Origin of the sequence: Aggregatibacter segnis, from assembly GCF_003130075.1 — a bacterium.
Classification (GTDB): Bacteria; Pseudomonadota; Gammaproteobacteria; order Enterobacterales; family Pasteurellaceae; genus Aggregatibacter; species Aggregatibacter segnis_A.
Genome location: NZ_NRCW01000002.1, coordinates 107,748 through 127,259, shown reverse-complemented (window position 1 = coordinate 127,259; position 19,512 = coordinate 107,748). Strand labels below are relative to the sequence as shown.

The following is a 19,512-nucleotide window of genomic DNA, read 5'->3' as shown; positions in this document are numbered from 1 at the left end:
AGTGCGGTCAGTTTTTTTAACGTTTTTTATGTTTATTTTCTGATATATATCAACGGATAACGGCTTATCACTTGAGCAAAGTTTGCTCGACTCTATAATCTTTATGTAAACCTCGTTAAATAAGGACAATGGATATGACTAGAAAATATTTAGTGTTAGGTTTAGTGATCTTAGGTGCGGCAGGTTTTGCCGTTTGGAAGAACCAACAATTACAAGCTGAAGAATTGGCAGGAATCGCTGCCGTTAATGGACGTTTAGAGTTAAAACGATTAGATGTCGCCACCCTGTATCCGGGACGGGTAGAAGAAATCTTGGTGCAGGAAGGTGATGAGGTAAAAATCAATCAACCGCTCGCGCGTCTTTCTTCTAGCATTTCACAAACGCAGGTTTCCGCCGCATTGGCGCAAAAAAAACGGGCAGAAGAAACAGTGGCTCGTGCCTTAGCAGAAATAGATGCCCGTCAACAACAAACCAAGGTTGCGAAATTAGAACTGGATAACGCCTTCAAATTACGCCACGATAATCTCATTTCAACGACCGAATTAGAACGTCGTCAAGCCGCATATAACGCCTCTCTTGCCGCGCTAAATACCACTCAAGCCGCCAAAGCCGAAGCAGAAGCTGGTGTGGCTCAAGCGCAGGCACAGTTAGAAAAAGCCCAATCGCAACATGAAGATATGATTATTAAGGCACCGAAAGATGGTCGACTTGAATATCAAATTGCCGAAGTAGGCAATGTATTGGGTGCCGGTGGCAAAGTCGTCAGCGTGCTGGATCCAACAGACACCTATATCAATGTGTTTCTTACCGCTCAGCAAATGAATCAGATTCAATTAGGTGATGAAGCACGCATTGTCATTGATGGCATGAACGCCGTCTTCCCCGCCAAAATCACTTTTGTTGCTCACAATGCGCAATTTACCCCTAAATCTGTCGAAACCACCGAAGAACGCGCAAAATTGATGTTCAAAGTGAAATTACAAATTCCTGTGGATATTGCCTTGAAATATAAAGGCCTATTAAAAGGTGGCATGACGGCAATAGGCTACGTTAAATATGACCCGCAGGTGCAGTGGGTGGAACGGTTGGATGTCAAATTGCCGCAAGGTGACTAGCCATGAGCACTGCCCCTTTTGCTGTTTCGGTTGAACATCTATCACATTCGTACGGAAAAACCACCGCACTTTCAGATGTCACCCTCCAAATTCCGCGCGGAACGACTGTCGGCTTAATCGGCCCGGACGGTGTGGGAAAATCCACGTTGTTGTCACTAATCGCCGGCGTAAAAATCCTTCAAACGGGTTCTGTGCAGGTATTTGGACTGAATGTTGCCGAGAAAAAAGCCCGTGACACACTTTCCCATCAAATTGCGTTTATGCCTCAGGGGCTTGGGAAAAACCTCTATCTCACCCTGTCTATTTATGAAAACATTGATTTCCACGCGCGTTTGTTCGGCTTAAACAAGCAGCAACGTCACGATCGCATTCAGCGCTTACTTAATGCCACAGGGCTTGTGCCCTTTGCCAAACGTGCTGCCGGTAAATTATCAGGCGGTATGAAACAAAAACTGAGTCTGTGTTGTGCTTTGGTACATAGCCCCGATTTGTTAATTTTGGATGAACCCACCACCGGCGTGGATCCTCTTTCTCGCCGTCAATTTTGGCGATTAGTGGATGATTTACGCCAAGAAGAAGACGGCATGACCGTTATTGTTTCAACGGCATATATCGATGAAGCAGAACGCTTTGAACATGTTCTCGCCATGGATGACGGCAAATTGATCGCCAATGCGCCGACCCAACAACTTATTGCAGAAACCCAAAGTGCGAATCTGGAGGAAAGCTATATCAAACTGCTTCCGCCGGAAAAACGAGGTGGGTTAAATGGCTTTCATATTCCGTCCTTTACGCCGGAACCGAATCAACCACCGGTGATTACAGCCACCGGACTCACCAAAAAATTCGGTGATTTTGTTTCTGTGGATAATGTGAGTTTTACTATTCCTAAAGGGGAAATTTTCGGTTTTTTAGGATCTAATGGTTGCGGAAAATCCACCACCATGAAAATGCTCACCGGCTTATTGGAACCCACAGAAGGCACGGCAACATTGCTCGGTCAGCCCATTGATGCAAGTAACATCGATACCCGAAAACGCGTGGGCTATATGTCACAAGCCTTTTCGCTGTACGAAGAACTGAGCGTTTCACAAAATCTCATGCTGCACGCCAAGCTATATCAAATCCCACGCGCTCAATGGACGCAATATGTGCAAGCCGTTATGCAGCAATTCGACTTACTCCATTTTGCCGATGAATATCCTTCTGCCCTGCCTCTTGGCATTCGTCAGCGTTTACAACTTGCTGCCGCCTGTTTGCATAAACCGGAAGTGTTGATACTAGACGAACCGACTTCGGGTGTGGATCCCGCCGCACGGGATATGTTTTGGGCATACCTGATAAAACTTTCCCGTGAAGACAAAATTACGATTTTTGTCACAACTCATTTTATGAATGAAGCGGCACGTTGTGACCGAATTTCCTTTATGCACCGTGGCCGTGTATTGGCGGTCGGTACACCGGAAGCTTTACGTTTAGAGAAAAAAGTATCGACCTTAGAAGAAGCCTTTATTTGTTATTTGGAAGAACAAGCCGATGACATTACGGTGCCACCAACAGAAAAGACAAAAAAAAGTGCGGTCGATTTTACAGACGTTTCTACAACTGCAACAGAAACCGGCTGGCTCGCTTGGTGGTCGCTCGTATGGACGTTTGCAGTGCGTGAAGGCAAAGAGCTTTTGCGTGATAGAATCCGTTTATTTTTCGCATTGCTCGGCCCAGTCATTATGCTTTTCACCATGGCGTCCAGCATTTCTTTTGACGTACATCCCTCAAATTTCACCGTACTGGATTATGATAACAGTTCGGAAAGTCGCCGTTTTACGGAATATTTTAGCGGCTCCGGTTATTTTGTTCGTCAACCCGATATTCATTCCGAACAAGAAATCAATGCGGTTTTGCAAGCCTCAACAGTCAAATTGGTGATTGAAATTCCGTCTAATTTCGGCAAAAAAGTGTTACGCCAACAAACGCCGGAAGTCGGTTTTTTCATTGATGGTGCATTTCCTTCTACCGCAGAAAATCTGCGCGGTTCGGTGGTCGGTGTGCTCACACAATATGTTCAAGAAAGCTTGCAACAGCAAGGCATTACGCTGCCCAATTCCAGCTTATTAACGCCCCGTTTTGTGTACAATCAAGATTTCAAAAGTATTTTTGCCATGACACCGGGTATTATTATGTTGGCGATGATGTTAATTCCGGCCATGATGACGGCGCTAGGCGTAGTAAGAGAAAAAGAAATCGGCTCCATTATGAATTTGTACGGTTGTCCTGCCGATACCCTGCAATTTTTACTCGGTAAACAACTGCCTTATATTGTGCTGGCGTTTATCAGCTATTTGATTATGGTGTGGATTGCCGTGGTGGTATTTGGTGTTCCGGTCAAAGGTTCTATGTGGGCGATGACCTTAGGGGCCCTCTTTATTATTACTGCTTCCACCGCATTTGGTTTATTGGTGTCCTGTTTTGTAAAATCGCAAATTGCCGCCATTTTTGCCACGGCAATCGTTATACTCATCCCAACGTTAAACTTCTCCGGCATGGTCTATCCAACCTCAACTCTGCCTTCTCATATTTATGTGATTGCACAGTTATTTCCCGGCTATTGGTTCCTTATTATCAGCTTAGGTGGTTTTACCAAAGGCTTAGGCTTTATGGATTTCCTTAGCAGCTACGGCGCTTTGCTCACCATTTATGCCGTGTATTTCTGTGGCGCGGTGGCATTGCTGAAAAAACAGGAGAAATAAGATGTTCAGATGGATAAAAAATGTAATGTATTTATCAGGCAAAGAACTACGCAGCTTATTCTCTGACCCGGTGTTGGTGGTATTAATCGTTTATATGTTTACCGCCGCCGTTTACTCCGTTGCCAATTCCATTACCTTAGAAGTGAAAAACGCTTCTGTGGCCATTGTTGATCACGATCATTCCGCGCTCTCCTATCGTTTACAACAAAGCCTTATTGCGCCGAATTTCCGTAAAGTGCACACCATCAACGCCAACGAAGCGGATCGCTTAATGGATACCGGAGAATACACATTTATTTTGGATATTCCGCCCAATTACGAACGGGATGTTTTGGCGGGGCATAATCCGTCTATTCAATTATTATCCGATGCCACAGCAATGACTCAAGCAGCTATTGGTGTTTCTTATATATCCCAAATATTTCGTGAAGAAATGAACGATTTTCTACACGCTCGTCAAGCTCATCGCCTTCTTATTGAACCAACCATTAACGTCCTTTATAACCCTAATTTTTCAAGCAGTTGGTTTATGGGGGGCATGAATATTGTGGGATATCTCAATTTGCTGACCATGTTACTGGTGGGCGCGGCAGTGATTCGTGAACGGGAACGCGGCACATTAGAACATATATTGGTCATGCCGGTACGCTCCAGCGAAATTGCCATCGCTAAAATTTTGGCAAACGAATTGGTGTTACTGACCGTGGTGGCTTTTTCTCTCTATTTTGTGGTGCATAAAATCATCGGTACGCCATTGCCGCCAGGCGCATTTTCCTTATATTTGTTAGGTGCTGCCGTCTTTATTTTCACTATTGCTTCGCTCGGCATTATGTTGGCGATTTTCGCCCCTACCATGCCCCAATTTGGCTTATTAGTGCTGCCCGTGTATATCGTCATGTATATGCTTTCCGGCACTATGTCGCCGGTGGACAATATGCCGGAGATCGTACAACAACTCACCCAACTGTCACCCACTACCATTTTTGGCGCTTACGCACAAGATGTGTTATTTCGTGGCGCCGGCATCGACTTGGTGTGGGATAAATTAGTCAAAATTGCAGCATTAGGTGCTTTATTTTTAAGCGTGGCATTAGCCCAGTTCAAATCCATGTTGTCACGCCAAGGTTAAAGAAGGAAAAGGTTATGAAAAAGATCACGCCTAAACTCAGTCTCATCGCGATATTTATTGCACTAACCGGCTGTACAACCCATGTTGATTTGTCATCAAAAGTGAACATTCCTGCGCAATTTGAACAGATACAAAATGCAGCAACCATCCAATCAACCACAGAAATCACCCGTTGGTGGCAAAACTGGCGAGATCCGCAACTGACTCAACTCATTGAACAGGGATTAAAACATAACTTTGATATTGAAATCGCCAAAGCACGGTTATTGGAAGCACAGGCAATCAGTCAATATACCCAAGCGGATCTTGGCCCCCAAGTAGGGGCGCAAAGTACGGCAGGATTAATGTACACGCATGTGAAAAATCCGCTCACCCACCGTTCTTATGATCGGTCAGGCAATGTGCAATCGGCCGGTATTTCCGCAAGTTGGGAATTGGATTTTTTCGGTAAAAAACGAAGTGATCGCGATGCGGCGAAAGCTGCCGTATTAGGTGCTCAACAACAGGTTTATGCCGCACAAATGTTAGTTGCCGGACAAATTGCCGAAAGCTACGCCAATATTGCGGCCCTAACGCAACAACAAGCGTTATTGCAACAAACCGAAAAACGCTTACGTCAATTAAAGCATTATGTGGAAGGTCGTTTCCGCGCGGGGCAAACTAATGCCAATGAGATGTTGCAAGTAGAAAGCCAAATCAGTGCCGTGCAAGCGCAACAAGCCACACTAAAAGCCCAAATCGCTGCTAATGAACGTGCCATTGCCGTACTGATCGGGCAACCGCCACAGGGATTTCATCTCATCCCAAGTGCGGTCGATTTTCTTGGCGTTTTACCGCCAGTGCCCCGTGGGGTGGTTCCCGGTGATATATTGGAACGTCGCCCGGATTTACGTGCCTATAAAGCCCAAGTACAAGCCCGTGCTGCAAAACTGGCGTCCGCCAAAGCCGATCTTTATCCACGCTTTGATATTCAATTTTTAGGGCAAACAGGACGTATCGACATCAACACAGACATTCCCGATTTAAAAGGCTGGGGCAATTTGCTCAATTTAGGCATTCACCTACCGATTTTTACCAACGGACGCATTCAAGCCAACATTAACGCCTCGGATGCCCGCCTAAAAACCGCACTGTTGCAATATGACAAAGCGTTGTTACAAGCGCTTGCCGATGTGGATAATAGCTATCAAGCTCAAGCGGCGTTAAATCGCAAAACTCAGCTGTTGCAAACGGCTTACCGACAAGCACAGACACAAGCGATCAACGCAGAGAAATTGTTTAAATATGGCGAGAAAACGTTAGATAACGCACTGATGGCGCAACTGACTGCGTTGGATTATCAAAATCGACTGATTCAAAGCCGTTTGGCTGGTGCAAAAAACTTGATTAATTTATACAAGGCATTAGGTGGCGGCTGGCAGGAATAAATGCGGCCATATCTCTTTGATAAAAACGCCCTCAAAAATGACCGCACTTTCGTTTTTTTAGAACAAAGGTTGGCTGTCAAGAATCGTTAAAAACGCAAATGTTGCTGTAGCTGTGTGGTTGAAGTGCGGTAGATTTTTGCTAAGTTTTCCAAGGTCAAAAGGGATTCTCGAGCGCCTTGTTGGCACCCGTATTGCTGATCGAGTAGCAAAATATTTTCGGCTAAATACATCGCTTGTTGCGGATTATGGGTAGTGATCAGCAAGGCGATATTTTGTGCTTGGAGCTGTTTAATTTTTTCTAACACGCGAATTTGATTGCCAAAATCCAAACTCGCTGTCGGTTCGTCCATCACCAACAATTTGGCTTGCTGCGCAATGGCTCGAGCAATGAGTACAAGTTGTTTCTCTCCGCCGCTCAATTCGGGATAGTAACGTTTGGCAAGATGTTCAATTTGAAGACCGGCAAGGGTGGACAGCGCCAACTCTTTGTCTTCCGCTGTCGGCGCTTGATACCACTTCAAAAAGGCTGAGCGCCCCATCAACACCATGTCTTGCACCAAAAACGGAAATAAATGTTGGTGCGCCTGTGGCACATAAGCGATATTGCGTGCCAATTCTGCCTGTGTATAAGCAGAAAGCGGCTGTTGTTGCCAGCAGACTTCGCCTTGTAATGCGGGTTGTAAACCGAGCAAGGTTTTCAAGAAGGTACTCTTTCCCGCCCCATTAGCCCCCAATAAACAACAAATTTGTTTTTCCTGTAAACAGAAATTGATGTTGTTTATTAAAACGTTGTTGCCATAACCAATGGCTAAATCATGGGTTTCGATCAAATTCATCGTCTGCCCCGCAATAACAAATAAAGGAAGAACGGCGCGCCGCACGCAGAGGTGAGAATCCCCAACGGTAATTCAATGCCGGCAATGGTACGAGCTAAGGTATCTGTTAATAACAGAAAACTGGCGCCAAGCAACAAAGAAGTTGGCAACAACAGAATAAAATTCGCCCCCACCAACAAGCGGGCAATGTGTGGCACAAGCAATCCGACCCAACCGATAATGCCTATAATCGACACCGCACTTGCGGTGCAAATGGTGGTGAAAATAATCAAAATGTAACGGGTCGCTTTAATCGGCACACCTAAACTGCGCGCTTCTTCCTCTTCCAAGGAAAGCAAATTTAAACGCCAACGCAATAAAAATAACGGCATCATGCCAAGAATTAAAATCGGTACCAGTTGTAACACATCTTTCGGGGTGATGGCGGTTAAACTACCAAGCAACCAAAACGTGATGGAAGGCAGTTGGGTAAACGGATCGGCAAGAATTTTCAATAAGGAAATACCCGCACCGAGCAAAGAGCCGATGGCGATGCCGGCAAGCACTAAAACCAAAATCGGGTCTTGCTCCTTACTACGAGAAGCAAGGAGCGAGACACAAAACACCGCAGAAATACCACCAATAAAAGCAAACAGCTGAATGTAAAACATCGGCAAACTATAAAAAATCGCCAAAGACGCGCCCAATCCTGCCCCTGCGGAAACACCTAAAATATCCGGTGAAACCAACGGGTTTTTAAACATGCCTTGGTAGGTTGCCCCCGCACAAGCCAACGCGGCGCCCACTAAACACGCCACCACAATACGCGGAGAACGAATTTGCCATAACACAGTGTGAATCGGTGAATCTACGTTGCATTGCGAATCCAATGAACAAACTACCGTTTGCCATAATTGGCTGGGTGAAATGGGAAATTTCCCCACATTCAAGGCAAACAAAATACTGCCGATTAACAACGCAATCAGCAGCAAAAAGAAAATTCGTGGGGAACGTTGGATAAATTGTTGCATTATTGTCCTTGTTTCAGCAGTTGCTCCGCCTGTGCAGTTGACAGTTCAATATGGTAGAACAATTTATAAAAATGCTGCACTTCCGGCGCGAAGTCTGCCATCGGCTTGTTGCTTAGCAAATGTTGTAACCAACGCACGCCAAGCAAGCGATTCAAACTTGGCGGTGAATCGAGCCAACCGAACGGCTGGTTAGGAATGAAAAAAACGCGCTGATTTTTCACCGCACTTAATTGACTCCATTGCGGATTATTTTTGATGGTTTGGAAAAATTCGGCATATTGCGTCAGAATGATGTCGGGATTCCAAAGCAACAACTGCTCCATAGACACTTGCGTTAAGCCTTTGTGTTCCCCTTCCACTACATTGCGCAAGCCTACCAACTCCATGGCTTCAGTATGAATAGAACCTTTTTGCCCCGTTTGCAAACCGTCAGCACTGCGCGCCAAGTAGGCGGATTGTTGTAAAACACCAGAAAAATCGACCGCACTTTTTAAGGTTTCTTCCGCATATTGCGCTTGCTGCTCCGTTAATTGTTCCACGCCCAGCCATTTGCCTAGTTCACGCAAGGTGTTTGGCGTGGCAGCAAGTCTGCCGTCTAATAATAAATAAGGTACGCCGGTCTGCGCAAAAGTACGCTTGGCTTGGTCAATATAATTCGGCGTGACATTCCCCACATCAATAATCAAATTCGGCTGCAATGCCACAATTTTTTCCGCAGAAAGTGTGCTGCCCTTACCGGCAATTTTGCCAATCGTCGGAAATACTTGTTGTTCCGCAGGAAATAATTTACCGCCCTGAGATGCCATATTAAAGCCCGCCAATCCCACCATTTTTTGTGGTGCGACCGACAGCAATAGCACATCACTCGGGTTGCCGGCACTTAGCACTTTCTCAATGGTTTGAGATGCTGGAACTTCCCCCGCCAGAAAAGCCGAAGGCGTATTCTCTGCCCATAGGTTTGTCGCGAAAATCAGCGAAAATAACAAGATAAAGTATTTTTTCATGTGAATATCCTTAAAAGAGCGGTCATTAAATCAATAAATTCAAATTCTACCGAAACACTATATGTTTTTGAATATATAACGCGAAATTGCTAGAATAATCTCGCTATATGTTTTTATACATATCGTTATTTTCCCGAAACCAAGTTGGGTAGAAAAGATGAAATTTGAGGTGATCTATAAATTCTTGCTGTTGTGCCTATCGCTCATCAGTTTGTGGTGCGTGGTGGTAAGCGGCGCTGGATTATTTTTCGGTTGGCAAATAAGCGCGTTGTTTTATGTGCATATCACTTTTGCCGTGTTACTGGTTGTGGCGTTGTTACTGCATATGCTTAACCGGAAAAATAAACTGGTGAAAATCAACACACAATTTGCCGATCTCGTTTTACACAACAAATACCCAAGTTATTGCAGCCTAGATCGCTTGATTATGACTTTTGAGCATTTTTCGATTGCGCAAATTGCCGAACAGTTGAACCTTGATTTAACGGTTTTACTGGATGAATTGGCAGAAGGAAAAATAAACGTAAAAAATTCTCACCGCACTTTACGGGAGAATTTTCCCCATAACGATGAAAAGATTTTTGCTGCCGTTACCCTCGCGCTGCAACTTCGTTTCACTTCCCACTTGCCTGTTTTTAATTTAAAAGGACATTAAGATGAAAAAAACACTTCTTTGCACAGCCATTGCCATGGCTTGTGCTGCAGCCTATGCCGAAGACGTTTTTACGCTTGGACAAATTGAGGTGATTGCCGATAAATCAACTGATTTGAGTACCGCCCGAACCAATCAAGCCGATTTACAAAAAAACAACCAAATTCGCGTTTCTGATGTGGCAAAAACCACACCGGGCGTCTTTTTAGAACGTAGCGGTGCGCGCAGTGAGCATAATTTATTGGTACGTGGTTTTGATGCTCGCCGTGTGCCCATTTTTATTGACGGGATTCCGGTATATGTGCCTTATGACGGTAATATGGACATCGGTCGTTTCACTACCTTTGATTTATCCCGTATGGATATTTCCAAAGGTGCGAGTTCCGTCTTATATGGCGCCAACACTTTAGGCGGGGCGGTCAACCTGATTACGCAAAAACCAAGCCACCCCTTTGAAGGGACTATCGGTTATGGTTTCTCACACGGTCGCAGCGGTGATACCGGTAAAAACCAAACTTATTTTAACTTAGGTACAAAACAAGACTATTTCTACGCGCAATTAAGCGGCGCTTTCATAGAAAAACAAGGATTACAGCTTTCCAAACATTACCATCAAATCAATCCGAAAGGCGATGATGGCGGTCGTGCTGAAAACTCCGTACAACGGGATAAAAAACTCAGCTTAAAAATGGCGTTTACCCCAAATACGACCGATGAATATGCCTTAGTGCTTTCCACTCAAAAAGGCAATAAACAACAACCCTTATATTCCGGTGCAAACAAAAATTCCCAAGACCGTTATTGGCGTTGGCCGGAATGGAATAAAGACAGCATTTATTTCTTATCTCATACGCAGTTCAATTCCCGCCATCTGTATCTCAACACAAAAGTGTTCTACGACACATTTAAAAATAAACTTTCTAGTTTTGACGATGAGACATTTAGCACACAAACCTTAAAGATTCGCCCTAAAAAATCCATCAAAAATGGGGACAGCTATTACAGAGATTATTCTTATGGCGTAGGCATTGAGTTAGGAGGCGATTTAACCGAAAAAGATTTGATTAAATTCTCCTCTATTGCGAAATTCGATGTGCATCGCGGACACAATGAGTATCCGAAATACAACCGTTTTGATCCGGTTGAAACAAGTAAAGACAGAACTTATAGCTTCGGATTAGAAAATACGCATACCTTCTCAGAACAAACCAAGCTGATTACAGGGGTCAGTTTTGATCACCGCGAAGCAAAACGTGCGGAAAGTTATGAAAGCGAAAATCGATGTGAAAGCTTAGGCAAAACGAATGTGCTTTGTCCGTTTAATGTTGGCAATAAAAATGCCTTCAATTACCAAATCAAATTAGTACATAGTTTCGACCAAAATGACGAATTCACCCTTGGTTTCGCTAAAAAAACGCGCTTCCCAACGATGAAAGATCGTTATTCACGTCGATTTGGCTCTACTGAACCGAATCCATACCTTGGCCCTGAAGCGGCATATCACTATGAAACCAGTTATATGCACACCTTTGGTGATTGGTTACGATTAGACGGTGCCTTGTTCTATTCTGAAGTCAAAGATGCTATTGAACCGGTAAAACAACCTAATGGCATGGAAAAGAATGTCAACTATGGCAAAGAAGTCTTTAAAGGCGTAGAACTTGCGGCGACTATTTTCGCGACAGATAACTTAACACTCGGTGCAAATTACACCTACACTCGTGCGAAAAATAAAATGAACACAAACTACATCATTCGCAATATTCCAAAACATAAATTCTTTGCTTATGTGGATTGGAAAGTCGTGCCAAATCTATCGTTCTATATCAGTCAAGAAGCGGAACAGGGTCGATATAGTACCGATGGCATTGGCAGAAAAGCAGAATTAGTCAAACTTTCCGGCTTTGGTGTTACCAATGCAAAAGTGATTTATGATGTAACAAAACAATTCAGCGTAGAAGCAGGCGTTTCCAACTTGTTTGATAAAAACTACTACTATCATGCCGGTTATCCGGAAGAAGGACGCGTTTATTTCTCGAATTTGAAATATAGCTTCTAATACCTTTAACGGTACTTTATTAATAATTAAGCCCTGTTAAAACAGGGCTTAATTTTTTCTTACTCTTCGCTAAATTCTCGTTTAGCACTCCCCACATAAATTTGACGAGGACGAACTATTTTAAAGTCGCCTTGTTTATGCATTTCTTTCCAATGCGCAATCCAACCTACAGTTCTAGCAAGGGCGAACATCACCGTAAACATGGATTTTGGAATACCGATCGCTTTCAGCACAATACCTGAATAGAAATCGACGTTTGGATAAAGTTTATGCTCAATAAAATACGGATCACTGAGGGCGATTTTTTCTAATTCAACAGCAACATCTAATAGCGGGTTTTTAATTTTCAGCTCATTTAATACTTCGTGGCAAATTTCACGCATGACTCTTGCCCGAGGGTCGTAATTTTTATACACCCGGTGCCCAAAACCCATTAAACGGAACGGATCATTTTTATCTTTAGCGCGGGCAATAAACTCAGGTATACGATCAACCGTACCAATTTCCTCTAACATATTGATACAAGCTTCATTAGCACCTCCATGTGCAGGCCCCCAAAGTGAGGCAATCCCTGCAGCAATACAAGCAAATGGATTCGCCCCTGATGAGGCAGCTGTACGCACAGTGGAAGTCGATGCATTTTGCTCATGATCCGCATGCAAAATAAGAATTTTATCTAATGCTCGTTCTAATACCGGATTAACCACATAAGGTTCACTTGGAGTGGCAAACATCATATATAAGAAATTGGCTGCATAAGATAGATGATTTTGAGGGAACATAAACGGCTGACCGATAGAATATTTATAACACATAGCAGCCAACGTCGGAATTTTTGCCAATAAACGAATGGCGGTGAGCTCACGATGTTCAGGGTTAGCAACATCGATTGCATCATGATAGAACGCAGCAAGTGCTCCACTTACGCCACACATCACCGCCATTGGGTGAGAGTCTCGACGGAAACCTTGGAAAAATTTTGTCAGCTGTTCATGCACTAAGGTATGGCGTTTTACTAAATTTTTGAACTCTTCGCCTTGTTGCTTGGTCGGGCGGTCTCCAAACAATAATAAATAACTGACCTCCAAATAATCCGACTTATCGGCTAAATCCGCTATCGGGTAACCTCGGTATAGCAACATGCCTTCATCACCATCAACATAGGTAATTTCAGAACGACACACCGCGGTTGAAACCAAACCGGGATCGTAGGCAAATAATTTATGCTTCGCTAATGGACGAATATCTACTGCCTCATATCCCAATGTCCCTTTATGTACATCAAGATCATAATTTTGATTATCTATTGTCAATGTAACTTTAGTCGCTGACATGCAAGCCTCCTTTTAACGTATTTAGTAAGTAAACTGTTAGGTAAAATCAAGCCTTTTCGAGGAAACTAGCACTAATAAAATAAAAAATGCAAGATTTTTCATATGAACATAATAAATTTGTTAAAAAAATGTGATCTAACTAACGTTTTAAGTTTGTATCTATTTTTTTTTATTTCAATGCTGATATTGTTTAATTAACTACGGGGCGTGGCAAATCAATCAACCATCGCTATATACCTTCTTTTTTCTTATTACAGGAGTCGATATGTGTTCAAAAGTCAACATTCCACAAGGTGAAAAAATTCAACTTATTGATGGCGCATTACAGGTTCCTAACCATCCGATTATCCCCTTCATCGAGGGGGATGGTATTGGGGTGGATGTAACGCCAGCCATGCAAGCCGTACTTAATGCGGCAGTAGAAAAGGCCTATGGTGGTAAACGTAAAATTGCCTGGATGGAAGTTTATGCTGGCGGAAAAGCTAATGAAATATATGGGGAAAATACATGGCTGCCGTCTGAAACCTTAGATCTAATTCGTGAATATCATGTTGCCATTAAAGGTCCTTTAATGACCCCTGTTGGAGGAGGTATCCGCTCTTTAAATGTCGCTATGCGCCAAGGCTTGGATCTCTACAATTGTTTACGTCCAATTCGTTACTATGAGGGGACACCGAGCCCGGTCAAACACCCTGAGAAAGTGAATATGGTAATCTTTCGTGAGAACTCCGAGGATATTTACGCCGGTGTCGAATGGGTTGCCGGTTCACCTGAGGCCGATAAAGTCATCAAATTCTTGCAAGATGAAATGAACGTTACAAAAATTCGTTTTACGCAGGATTGCGGAATCGGAATCAAGCCGGTTTCCAAACAAGGATCCCAGCGTCTAGTGCGTGCTGCATTACAATACGTCCTAGATAATGACCGCACTTCTCTCACCTTAGTACATAAAGGTAATATCATGAAATTTACGGAGGGTGCGTTTAAAGAATGGGGCTACGAGGTTGCGAAAGAATTTGGTGCGCAAGTGATTGATCAAGGCCCATGGATGCGATTGACTAATCCCAAAAACGGACGAGACATCATTATTAAAGACTGCATCGCCGATGCCTTTTTGCAAGAAGTATTACTTCATCCTTCCGACTATGACGTAATTGCTACATTAAACCTTAACGGGGACTATATTTCAGATGCACTTGCCGCCCAAGTCGGTGGCATTGGCATTTCACCGGGGGCAAATATCGGCAACGAAGCAGCTATTTTTGAAGCAACTCACGGCACCGCGCCTAAAATTGCAGGTCAGAACAAAGGCAACCCAGGTTCATTAATTTTAAGCGGAGAGATGTTGTTACGCCATTTAGGTTGGGTTGAAGCCGCTGATTTGGTCGTGAACGCGGTGTCTAAAACCATCGCCAATAAAACCGTAACGTTCGATTTTGCTGAAATGTTGGAAGGTGCCACATTACGTTCAACATCAGAATTTGCACAAGATATTATTGCCAATATGTAACTTTACTCTACTGCTTGATTCCCTTTCGAACATTTAGGAGTGACTATGTCAGACTTTCTACAAAACTATCAAAAACATGTTGATGAACGTGCTGCACAGGGGATTCTACCTCTGCCCTTAACGGCAGTACAAACGGCTGAACTGATTGAATTACTCAAAAATCCGCCTGTGGGGAAAGAAGACTTTTTACTGGATTTATTTGAAAATCGAATTCCAGCCGGGGTAGATGAGGCCGCGTATGTAAAAGCTTCATTCTTATCAGCTGTCAGCACCAAAAAAGTCACAACCCCACTAATTTCACCGGAAAGTGCGGTGAGAATTTTAGGTAAAATGCAAGGGGGATATAATATTGAACCATTGCTACATGCACTTGATGATGCCACCCTTGCCCCTATAGCTGCAACTGAACTGTCTCATACCTTATTGATGTTCGATAATTTCCATGATGTACAAGAAAAAGCGGAAAAAGGAAATCCTTATGCTCAACAAGTACTCCAATCTTGGGCTAATGCAGAATGGTTTACCTCTCGTCCTAAACTTGCCGAAAAAATTACCGTCACGGTCTTTAAAGTTTCCGGTGAAACCAATACCGATGATCTTTCTCCGGCACAAGATGCTTGGTCACGTCCGGATATTCCTCTACATGCCAATGCGATGCTGAAAATGCCACGTGATGGCATCGTGCCTGATGCACCCACTCAAATTGGGCCAATCAAACAACTCAATGAATTAAAGAATAAAGGCTTCCCACTCGCTTATGTGGGTGATGTGGTGGGAACAGGTTCCTCTCGTAAATCAGCGACAAACTCCGTGCTCTGGTTTATCGGTGAAGATATTCCTTATATCCCGAATAAACGTACCGGTGGTGTAGTACTAGGTGGAAAAATTGCCCCAATCTTTTTTAATACGTTAGAAGATGCAGGTGCATTACCAATTGAAGTGGATGTCAGTCAGTTAAATATGGGTGACGTCATTGATATTTATCCTTATGCGGGCAAAATTTGCGTCCATGGCACAGATAAGGTTTTAGCCGAATTTAGTTTAAAAACGAATGTACTACTTGATGAAGTCCGTGCCGGTGGGCGAATTCCATTGATTATTGGACGAGGTTTAACCCACAAAGCTCGCACTGCCTTAGGTTTACCTGAAAGCAACATCTTTGTGAAACCACAATCGATCGAGGCGAGCAATAAAGGCTACACTTTGGCACAAAAAATGGTTGGTCGTGCCTGTGGTGTAGAAGGTATCCGTCCGGGACAATATTGCGAACCCCGCATGACGTCTGTCGGTTCACAAGACACAACCGGTCCGATGACCCGTGATGAACTAAAAGATTTAGCCTGTTTAGGTTTCTCGGCGGATCTTGTGATGCAATCCTTTTGCCATACTGCAGCATACCCCAAACCCGTCGATGTAATTACCCACCATACTTTGCCAGACTTTATTATGAATCGTGGTGGTGTATCTTTACGTCCTGGAGACGGTGTCATTCACTCTTGGCTTAATCGCATGTTGTTGCCGGATACCGTCGGCACTGGGGGGGATTCACACACACGTTTCCCAATCGGCATTTCTTTCCCTGCGGGTTCCGGATTAGTCGCGTTTGCTGCAGCAACAGGCGTTATGCCGTTAGATATGCCGGAATCTGTATTAGTTCGTTTTAAAGGAAAAATGCAACCAGGCATTACTTTACGCGATCTCGTTCATGCGATTCCTTACTACGCAATCCAACAAGGCTTGCTGACAATAGAAAAACAAGGCAAGAAAAACATTTTCTCAGGGCGTATTTTAGAAATCGAAGGTCTAGAAAATCTCAAAATCGAACAGGCCTTTGAACTTTCCGATGCCTCAGCTGAACGTTCTGCGGCAGCCTGTACGATTAGGTTAAACAAAGAACCGATTATCGAATATCTCACCTCGAATATTACGCTATTAAAATGGATGATCGCAGAAGGTTACAACGATAAACGTACCCTTGAACGCCGAATCAAAGCAATGCAAGCCTGGCTTGATAATCCGCAATTGCTTGAAGCGGATCCTGATGCTGAATATGCGGCTATCATCGACATTAATTTAGATGAAATCAAAGAACCAATTCTTTGCGTGCCGAATGACCCTGATGATGCTCGCTTATTATCTGAAGTACAAGGCGATCGTATTGATGAGGTGTTTATAGGTTCTTGCATGACCAATATCGGGCACTTCCGTGCAGCAGGTAAATTGCTCAACAAGTTCCAAGGCATGATCCCAACACGTTTATGGGTTGCACCACCAACCAAAATGGACGCTGCCTTACTCACGGAAGAAGGCTACTACAGCATTTATGGTAAAAGTGGTGCACGTATTGAAATGCCGGGTTGCTCACTTTGTATGGGTAACCAAGCTCGTGTGGCTAATAATGCCACCGTGGTTTCGACTTCGACTCGTAATTTCCCAAATCGCTTAGGCCAAGGCGCTCAGGTTTATCTTGCTTCGGCAGAATTAGCGGCAGTTTCTGCTTTACTGGGAAAACTACCGACACCGGAAGAATATCTGGCTCATGTAAATGGCTTGCAAGATGAAAAAGACGACATATATCGCTACATGAATTTTGACCAACTACTAAGCTATTCTAAAAAAGCAGATGAGGTGATTTTCCAACAGGCTGTGTAGTTTATTGTTAATTAAAAACACCATAAAAAAGCACCGCACTTTGGTTTACAGAATCAAAGTGCGGTTTGTTTTAGCGGTGTTTTTCAATTCATTTATGCAAAAATTTAGGCTTCGTATATAATGAGCCGCTTTCCAGATAACCGAATAGAAACAATGAATACAGCAAGCCAAACAGAAAAGAAACAAAGTTACAATTTCAATAAATTACAAAAACGCCTACGCCGCAACGTGGGCAATGCCATTGCCGATTTCAATATGATTGAAGAGGGTGACAAAGTGATGGTATGCCTTTCCGGTGGGAAAGACAGCTATACTTTATTGGATATTTTGCTCAATTTGCAACAAAATGCGCCGGTCAATTTCGATATTGTGGCAGTGAATTTAGACCAGAAACAACCGGGCTTTCCGGAGCACATTTTGCCTGAATATTTGCAATCTATAGGTGTGGATTACAAAATTGTAGAAGAAAACACATATGGCATCGTGAAAGAGAAAATCCCTGAGGGTAAAACTACTTGCTCGCTTTGTTCCCGTTTACGTCGCGGGATTTTATACCGTACAGCGACCGAACTTGGCGCAACCAAAATTGCGTTAGGGCATCATCGCGATGATATGTTGGCGACGCTGTTTCTGAATATGTTCTACGGCGGAAAATTAAAATCCATGCCGCCAAAATTGATTTCTGACGATGGCAAACAAATTGTGATTCGTCCGCTTGCCTATTGCAAAGAAAAAGACATTGAGAAATACGCCGTTGCGAAACAATTCCCAATCATTCCTTGTAACCTGTGCGGTTCACAGCCGAATTTGCAACGACAAGTGGTGAAAGAAATGTTGAACACTTGGGATCGCCAATATCCGGGACGTTTGGAAACCATGTTTAGCGCTATGCAAAACATTACCCTTTCTCATTTATGTGATCCGAAACTTTTCAACTTTAAAGGCATTAAACACGGTCAAGCGCTTGAAGGTATCGAGGGCGATACTGCATTTGATGAGCAAAATATCACACCAATGCAATTTGACGATGAAGATCAGACTGATTTCAGTGAACAAGAGATGATTGCCTTTAAAGAAGTGAAGTAAAAAAACGTGGCTAAAAACCACCGCACTTTTAGTGCGAGGTGCATACAAATAAAAAAGGTGCGTTTATACGCACTTTTTTTATTTATCTTTTCTTCTACATCACTTAAATACGTCTCGCCTGCCAATAGGCTTTGCGCCAATAATCGCTATTCATGGAAGAATAAACGACACCACCTTTGGTTGAGGCATGGAGAAATTTATCCTCTTTCACATAAATTCCCACATGATAACCGTTTGGACCTAAGCCTGTTTTAAAGAAAATTAAATCCCCGGTTTGAATATCCGCTTTTTCGATATATTGTCCGTATTTAGCCTGATCTTTGGTTTGACGCGGTAATTTTATGCCAAAGCGATCAAAAAACGTGGTTTGCACAAAACCGGAACAATCCACACCATTACGACCAAGCCCACCAAGCACATAAGGGGTTCCCGCCCATTCATGTTGTTGTTCGCTTAATAAAGCAATCGCCATAATGGGATCGTTAATTTGTCCTTTGTAATTAATGCGCGAGGATTTGTATCCGCCGGAACAGGCAGCTAACGCCAACACACAACCACAAAGCAATAAAGATTTTAAAACACGCATTGATAGAACATCTCAAACTAAAAAGCTATCAACAAGGACATTATTGATAGCTTATTTTTATACTTATTAGGCTTTCGGTTTGACTTTCTCTACCCGATTACGCAATTTTTGTCCCGGTTTAAACACCACTACACGGCGAGCAGAAACCGGCACGCTTTCACCGGTTTTCGGATTACGCCCCGGACGAGAAGATTTATCGCGTAACTCAAAATTACCAAACCCGGATAATTTCACGTCATTCCCGGTTTCTAACGCAATTCGGATTTCCTCAAAGAAACTTTCGACTAAATCCTTGGCTTCACGTTTACTGAGATGGAATTTCTCAATAAGATTCTCGGCGAGTTCTACTTTAGTTAATGTCATAG

The 19,512-nt window shown here is 43.4% G+C and carries 15 protein-coding genes; 9 read left to right on the top strand and 6 right to left on the bottom strand.

What is annotated here, in order from left to right; genetic code table 11:
- Positions 1-134: 134 nt before the first annotated feature.
- The 4 genes from DK415_RS02560 to DK415_RS02545 are packed head-to-tail and all read left to right on the top strand — an operon-like array spanning position 135 to position 6,418.
- Positions 135-1,115, top strand: a complete 981-nt coding sequence (locus DK415_RS02560; protein ID WP_109432322.1) for an HlyD family secretion protein — start codon at positions 135-137, stop codon at positions 1,113-1,115.
- 2 nt (positions 1,116-1,117) lie between these two features.
- Positions 1,118-3,862, top strand: coding sequence for a ribosome-associated ATPase/putative transporter RbbA (gene rbbA, locus DK415_RS02555; protein ID WP_109432321.1), 2,745 nt, complete (start codon positions 1,118-1,120; stop codon positions 3,860-3,862).
- Position 3,863: 1 nt separating this feature from the next.
- Positions 3,864-4,991, top strand: coding sequence for an ABC transporter permease (locus DK415_RS02550; protein WP_109432320.1), 1,128 nt, complete (start codon positions 3,864-3,866; stop codon positions 4,989-4,991).
- 14 nt (positions 4,992-5,005) lie between these two features.
- Positions 5,006-6,418, top strand: a complete 1,413-nt coding sequence (locus DK415_RS02545; protein WP_109432319.1) for an efflux transporter outer membrane subunit — start codon at positions 5,006-5,008, stop codon at positions 6,416-6,418.
- Between the two features lie 86 nt (positions 6,419-6,504).
- Here DK415_RS02545 and DK415_RS02540 read toward each other — a convergent pair whose 3' ends face one another.
- Genes DK415_RS02540 through DK415_RS02530 form a run of 3 tightly spaced genes read right to left on the bottom strand, consistent with a single transcriptional unit; the run spans position 6,505 to position 9,268 of the window.
- Positions 6,505-7,254 carry an ABC transporter ATP-binding protein gene (locus DK415_RS02540; RefSeq protein ID WP_109432318.1) on the bottom strand — a complete coding sequence of 250 codons (750 nt, stop codon included), beginning with the start codon at positions 7,252-7,254 and terminating at the stop codon, positions 6,505-6,507.
- Positions 7,251-8,264 (bottom strand): FecCD family ABC transporter permease, encoded by a 1,014-nt coding sequence (locus tag DK415_RS02535; RefSeq protein ID WP_109432317.1) that lies wholly within the window; start codon positions 8,262-8,264, stop codon positions 7,251-7,253. The genes DK415_RS02540 and DK415_RS02535 overlap by 4 nt, the downstream gene beginning before the upstream one ends.
- Complete coding sequence (locus tag DK415_RS02530) at positions 8,264-9,268, bottom strand: iron ABC transporter substrate-binding protein (RefSeq protein ID WP_109432316.1); 1,005 nt, start codon at positions 9,266-9,268, stop codon at positions 8,264-8,266. The genes DK415_RS02535 and DK415_RS02530 overlap by 1 nt, the downstream gene beginning before the upstream one ends.
- Before the next feature lie 157 nt (positions 9,269-9,425).
- Between DK415_RS02530 and DK415_RS02525 the strand changes: the two genes are divergently transcribed.
- Both DK415_RS02525 and DK415_RS02520 read left to right on the top strand, forming a co-directional pair.
- Positions 9,426-9,923: a hypothetical protein gene (locus DK415_RS02525; RefSeq protein ID WP_109432315.1), complete on the top strand. Its 498-nt coding sequence runs from the start codon at positions 9,426-9,428 to the stop codon at positions 9,921-9,923.
- 1 nt (position 9,924) lies between these two features.
- Positions 9,925-11,979 (top strand): TonB-dependent receptor plug domain-containing protein, encoded by a 2,055-nt coding sequence (locus tag DK415_RS02520; RefSeq protein WP_109432314.1) that lies wholly within the window; start codon positions 9,925-9,927, stop codon positions 11,977-11,979.
- A 59-nt stretch (positions 11,980-12,038) separates the two neighbouring features.
- On the opposite strand, the gene DK415_RS02515 is transcribed toward DK415_RS02520, so the two are convergent.
- Positions 12,039-13,313, bottom strand: a complete 1,275-nt coding sequence (locus DK415_RS02515; RefSeq protein WP_109432313.1) for a citrate synthase — start codon at positions 13,311-13,313, stop codon at positions 12,039-12,041.
- A gap of 265 nt (positions 13,314-13,578) precedes the next feature.
- On the opposite strand from DK415_RS02515, the gene icd reads away from it, so the two are divergent.
- The 3 genes from icd to ttcA all read left to right on the top strand — a co-directional run bounded on the left by icd (position 13,579) and on the right by ttcA (position 18,561).
- The gene (gene icd / locus DK415_RS02510) at positions 13,579-14,823 is read left to right on the top strand and encodes an NADP-dependent isocitrate dehydrogenase (RefSeq protein ID WP_109432312.1); all 1,245 of its coding nucleotides are present in this window, start codon (positions 13,579-13,581) and stop codon (positions 14,821-14,823) included.
- Positions 14,824-14,868: 45 nt separating this feature from the next.
- On the top strand, positions 14,869-17,475 hold the full coding sequence (acnB, locus tag DK415_RS02505) for a bifunctional aconitate hydratase 2/2-methylisocitrate dehydratase (RefSeq protein WP_109432311.1): 2,607 nt from the start codon (positions 14,869-14,871) through the stop codon (positions 17,473-17,475).
- A gap of 153 nt (positions 17,476-17,628) precedes the next feature.
- Positions 17,629-18,561 carry a tRNA 2-thiocytidine(32) synthetase TtcA gene (gene ttcA, locus DK415_RS02500; RefSeq protein WP_109432310.1) on the top strand — a complete coding sequence of 311 codons (933 nt, stop codon included), beginning with the start codon at positions 17,629-17,631 and terminating at the stop codon, positions 18,559-18,561.
- Between the two features lie 103 nt (positions 18,562-18,664).
- Here the strand turns inward: ttcA and DK415_RS02495 are convergent, their stop codons facing one another.
- Positions 18,665-19,147 (bottom strand): C40 family peptidase, encoded by a 483-nt coding sequence (locus DK415_RS02495; protein ID WP_109432309.1) that lies wholly within the window; start codon positions 19,145-19,147, stop codon positions 18,665-18,667.
- A 66-nt stretch (positions 19,148-19,213) separates the two neighbouring features.
- Positions 19,214-19,510, bottom strand: coding sequence for an integration host factor subunit alpha (locus DK415_RS02490; RefSeq protein ID WP_006718254.1), 297 nt, complete (start codon positions 19,508-19,510; stop codon positions 19,214-19,216).
- Positions 19,511-19,512: the final 2 nt, after the last annotated feature.

Coding starts and splice junctions, on each gene's coding strand:
- DK415_RS02560 (WP_109432322.1), top strand. CDS start 135: ATGACTAGAAAATATTTAGTGTTAGGTTTAGTGATCTTAGGTGCGGCA.
- rbbA (WP_109432321.1), top strand. CDS start 1,118: ATGAGCACTGCCCCTTTTGCTGTTTCGGTTGAACATCTATCACATTCG.
- DK415_RS02550 (WP_109432320.1), top strand. CDS start 3,864: ATGTTCAGATGGATAAAAAATGTAATGTATTTATCAGGCAAAGAACTA.
- DK415_RS02545 (WP_109432319.1), top strand. CDS start 5,006: ATGAAAAAGATCACGCCTAAACTCAGTCTCATCGCGATATTTATTGCA.
- DK415_RS02540 (WP_109432318.1), bottom strand. CDS start 7,254: ATGAATTTGATCGAAACCCATGATTTAGCCATTGGTTATGGCAACAAC.
- DK415_RS02535 (WP_109432317.1), bottom strand. CDS start 8,264: ATGCAACAATTTATCCAACGTTCCCCACGAATTTTCTTTTTGCTGCTG.
- DK415_RS02530 (WP_109432316.1), bottom strand. CDS start 9,268: ATGAAAAAATACTTTATCTTGTTATTTTCGCTGATTTTCGCGACAAAC.
- DK415_RS02525 (WP_109432315.1), top strand. CDS start 9,426: ATGAAATTTGAGGTGATCTATAAATTCTTGCTGTTGTGCCTATCGCTC.
- DK415_RS02520 (WP_109432314.1), top strand. CDS start 9,925: ATGAAAAAAACACTTCTTTGCACAGCCATTGCCATGGCTTGTGCTGCA.
- DK415_RS02515 (WP_109432313.1), bottom strand. CDS start 13,313: ATGTCAGCGACTAAAGTTACATTGACAATAGATAATCAAAATTATGAT.
- icd (WP_109432312.1), top strand. CDS start 13,579: ATGTGTTCAAAAGTCAACATTCCACAAGGTGAAAAAATTCAACTTATT.
- acnB (WP_109432311.1), top strand. CDS start 14,869: ATGTCAGACTTTCTACAAAACTATCAAAAACATGTTGATGAACGTGCT.
- ttcA (WP_109432310.1), top strand. CDS start 17,629: ATGAATACAGCAAGCCAAACAGAAAAGAAACAAAGTTACAATTTCAAT.
- DK415_RS02495 (WP_109432309.1), bottom strand. CDS start 19,147: ATGCGTGTTTTAAAATCTTTATTGCTTTGTGGTTGTGTGTTGGCGTTA.
- DK415_RS02490 (WP_006718254.1), bottom strand. CDS start 19,510: ATGACATTAACTAAAGTAGAACTCGCCGAGAATCTTATTGAGAAATTC.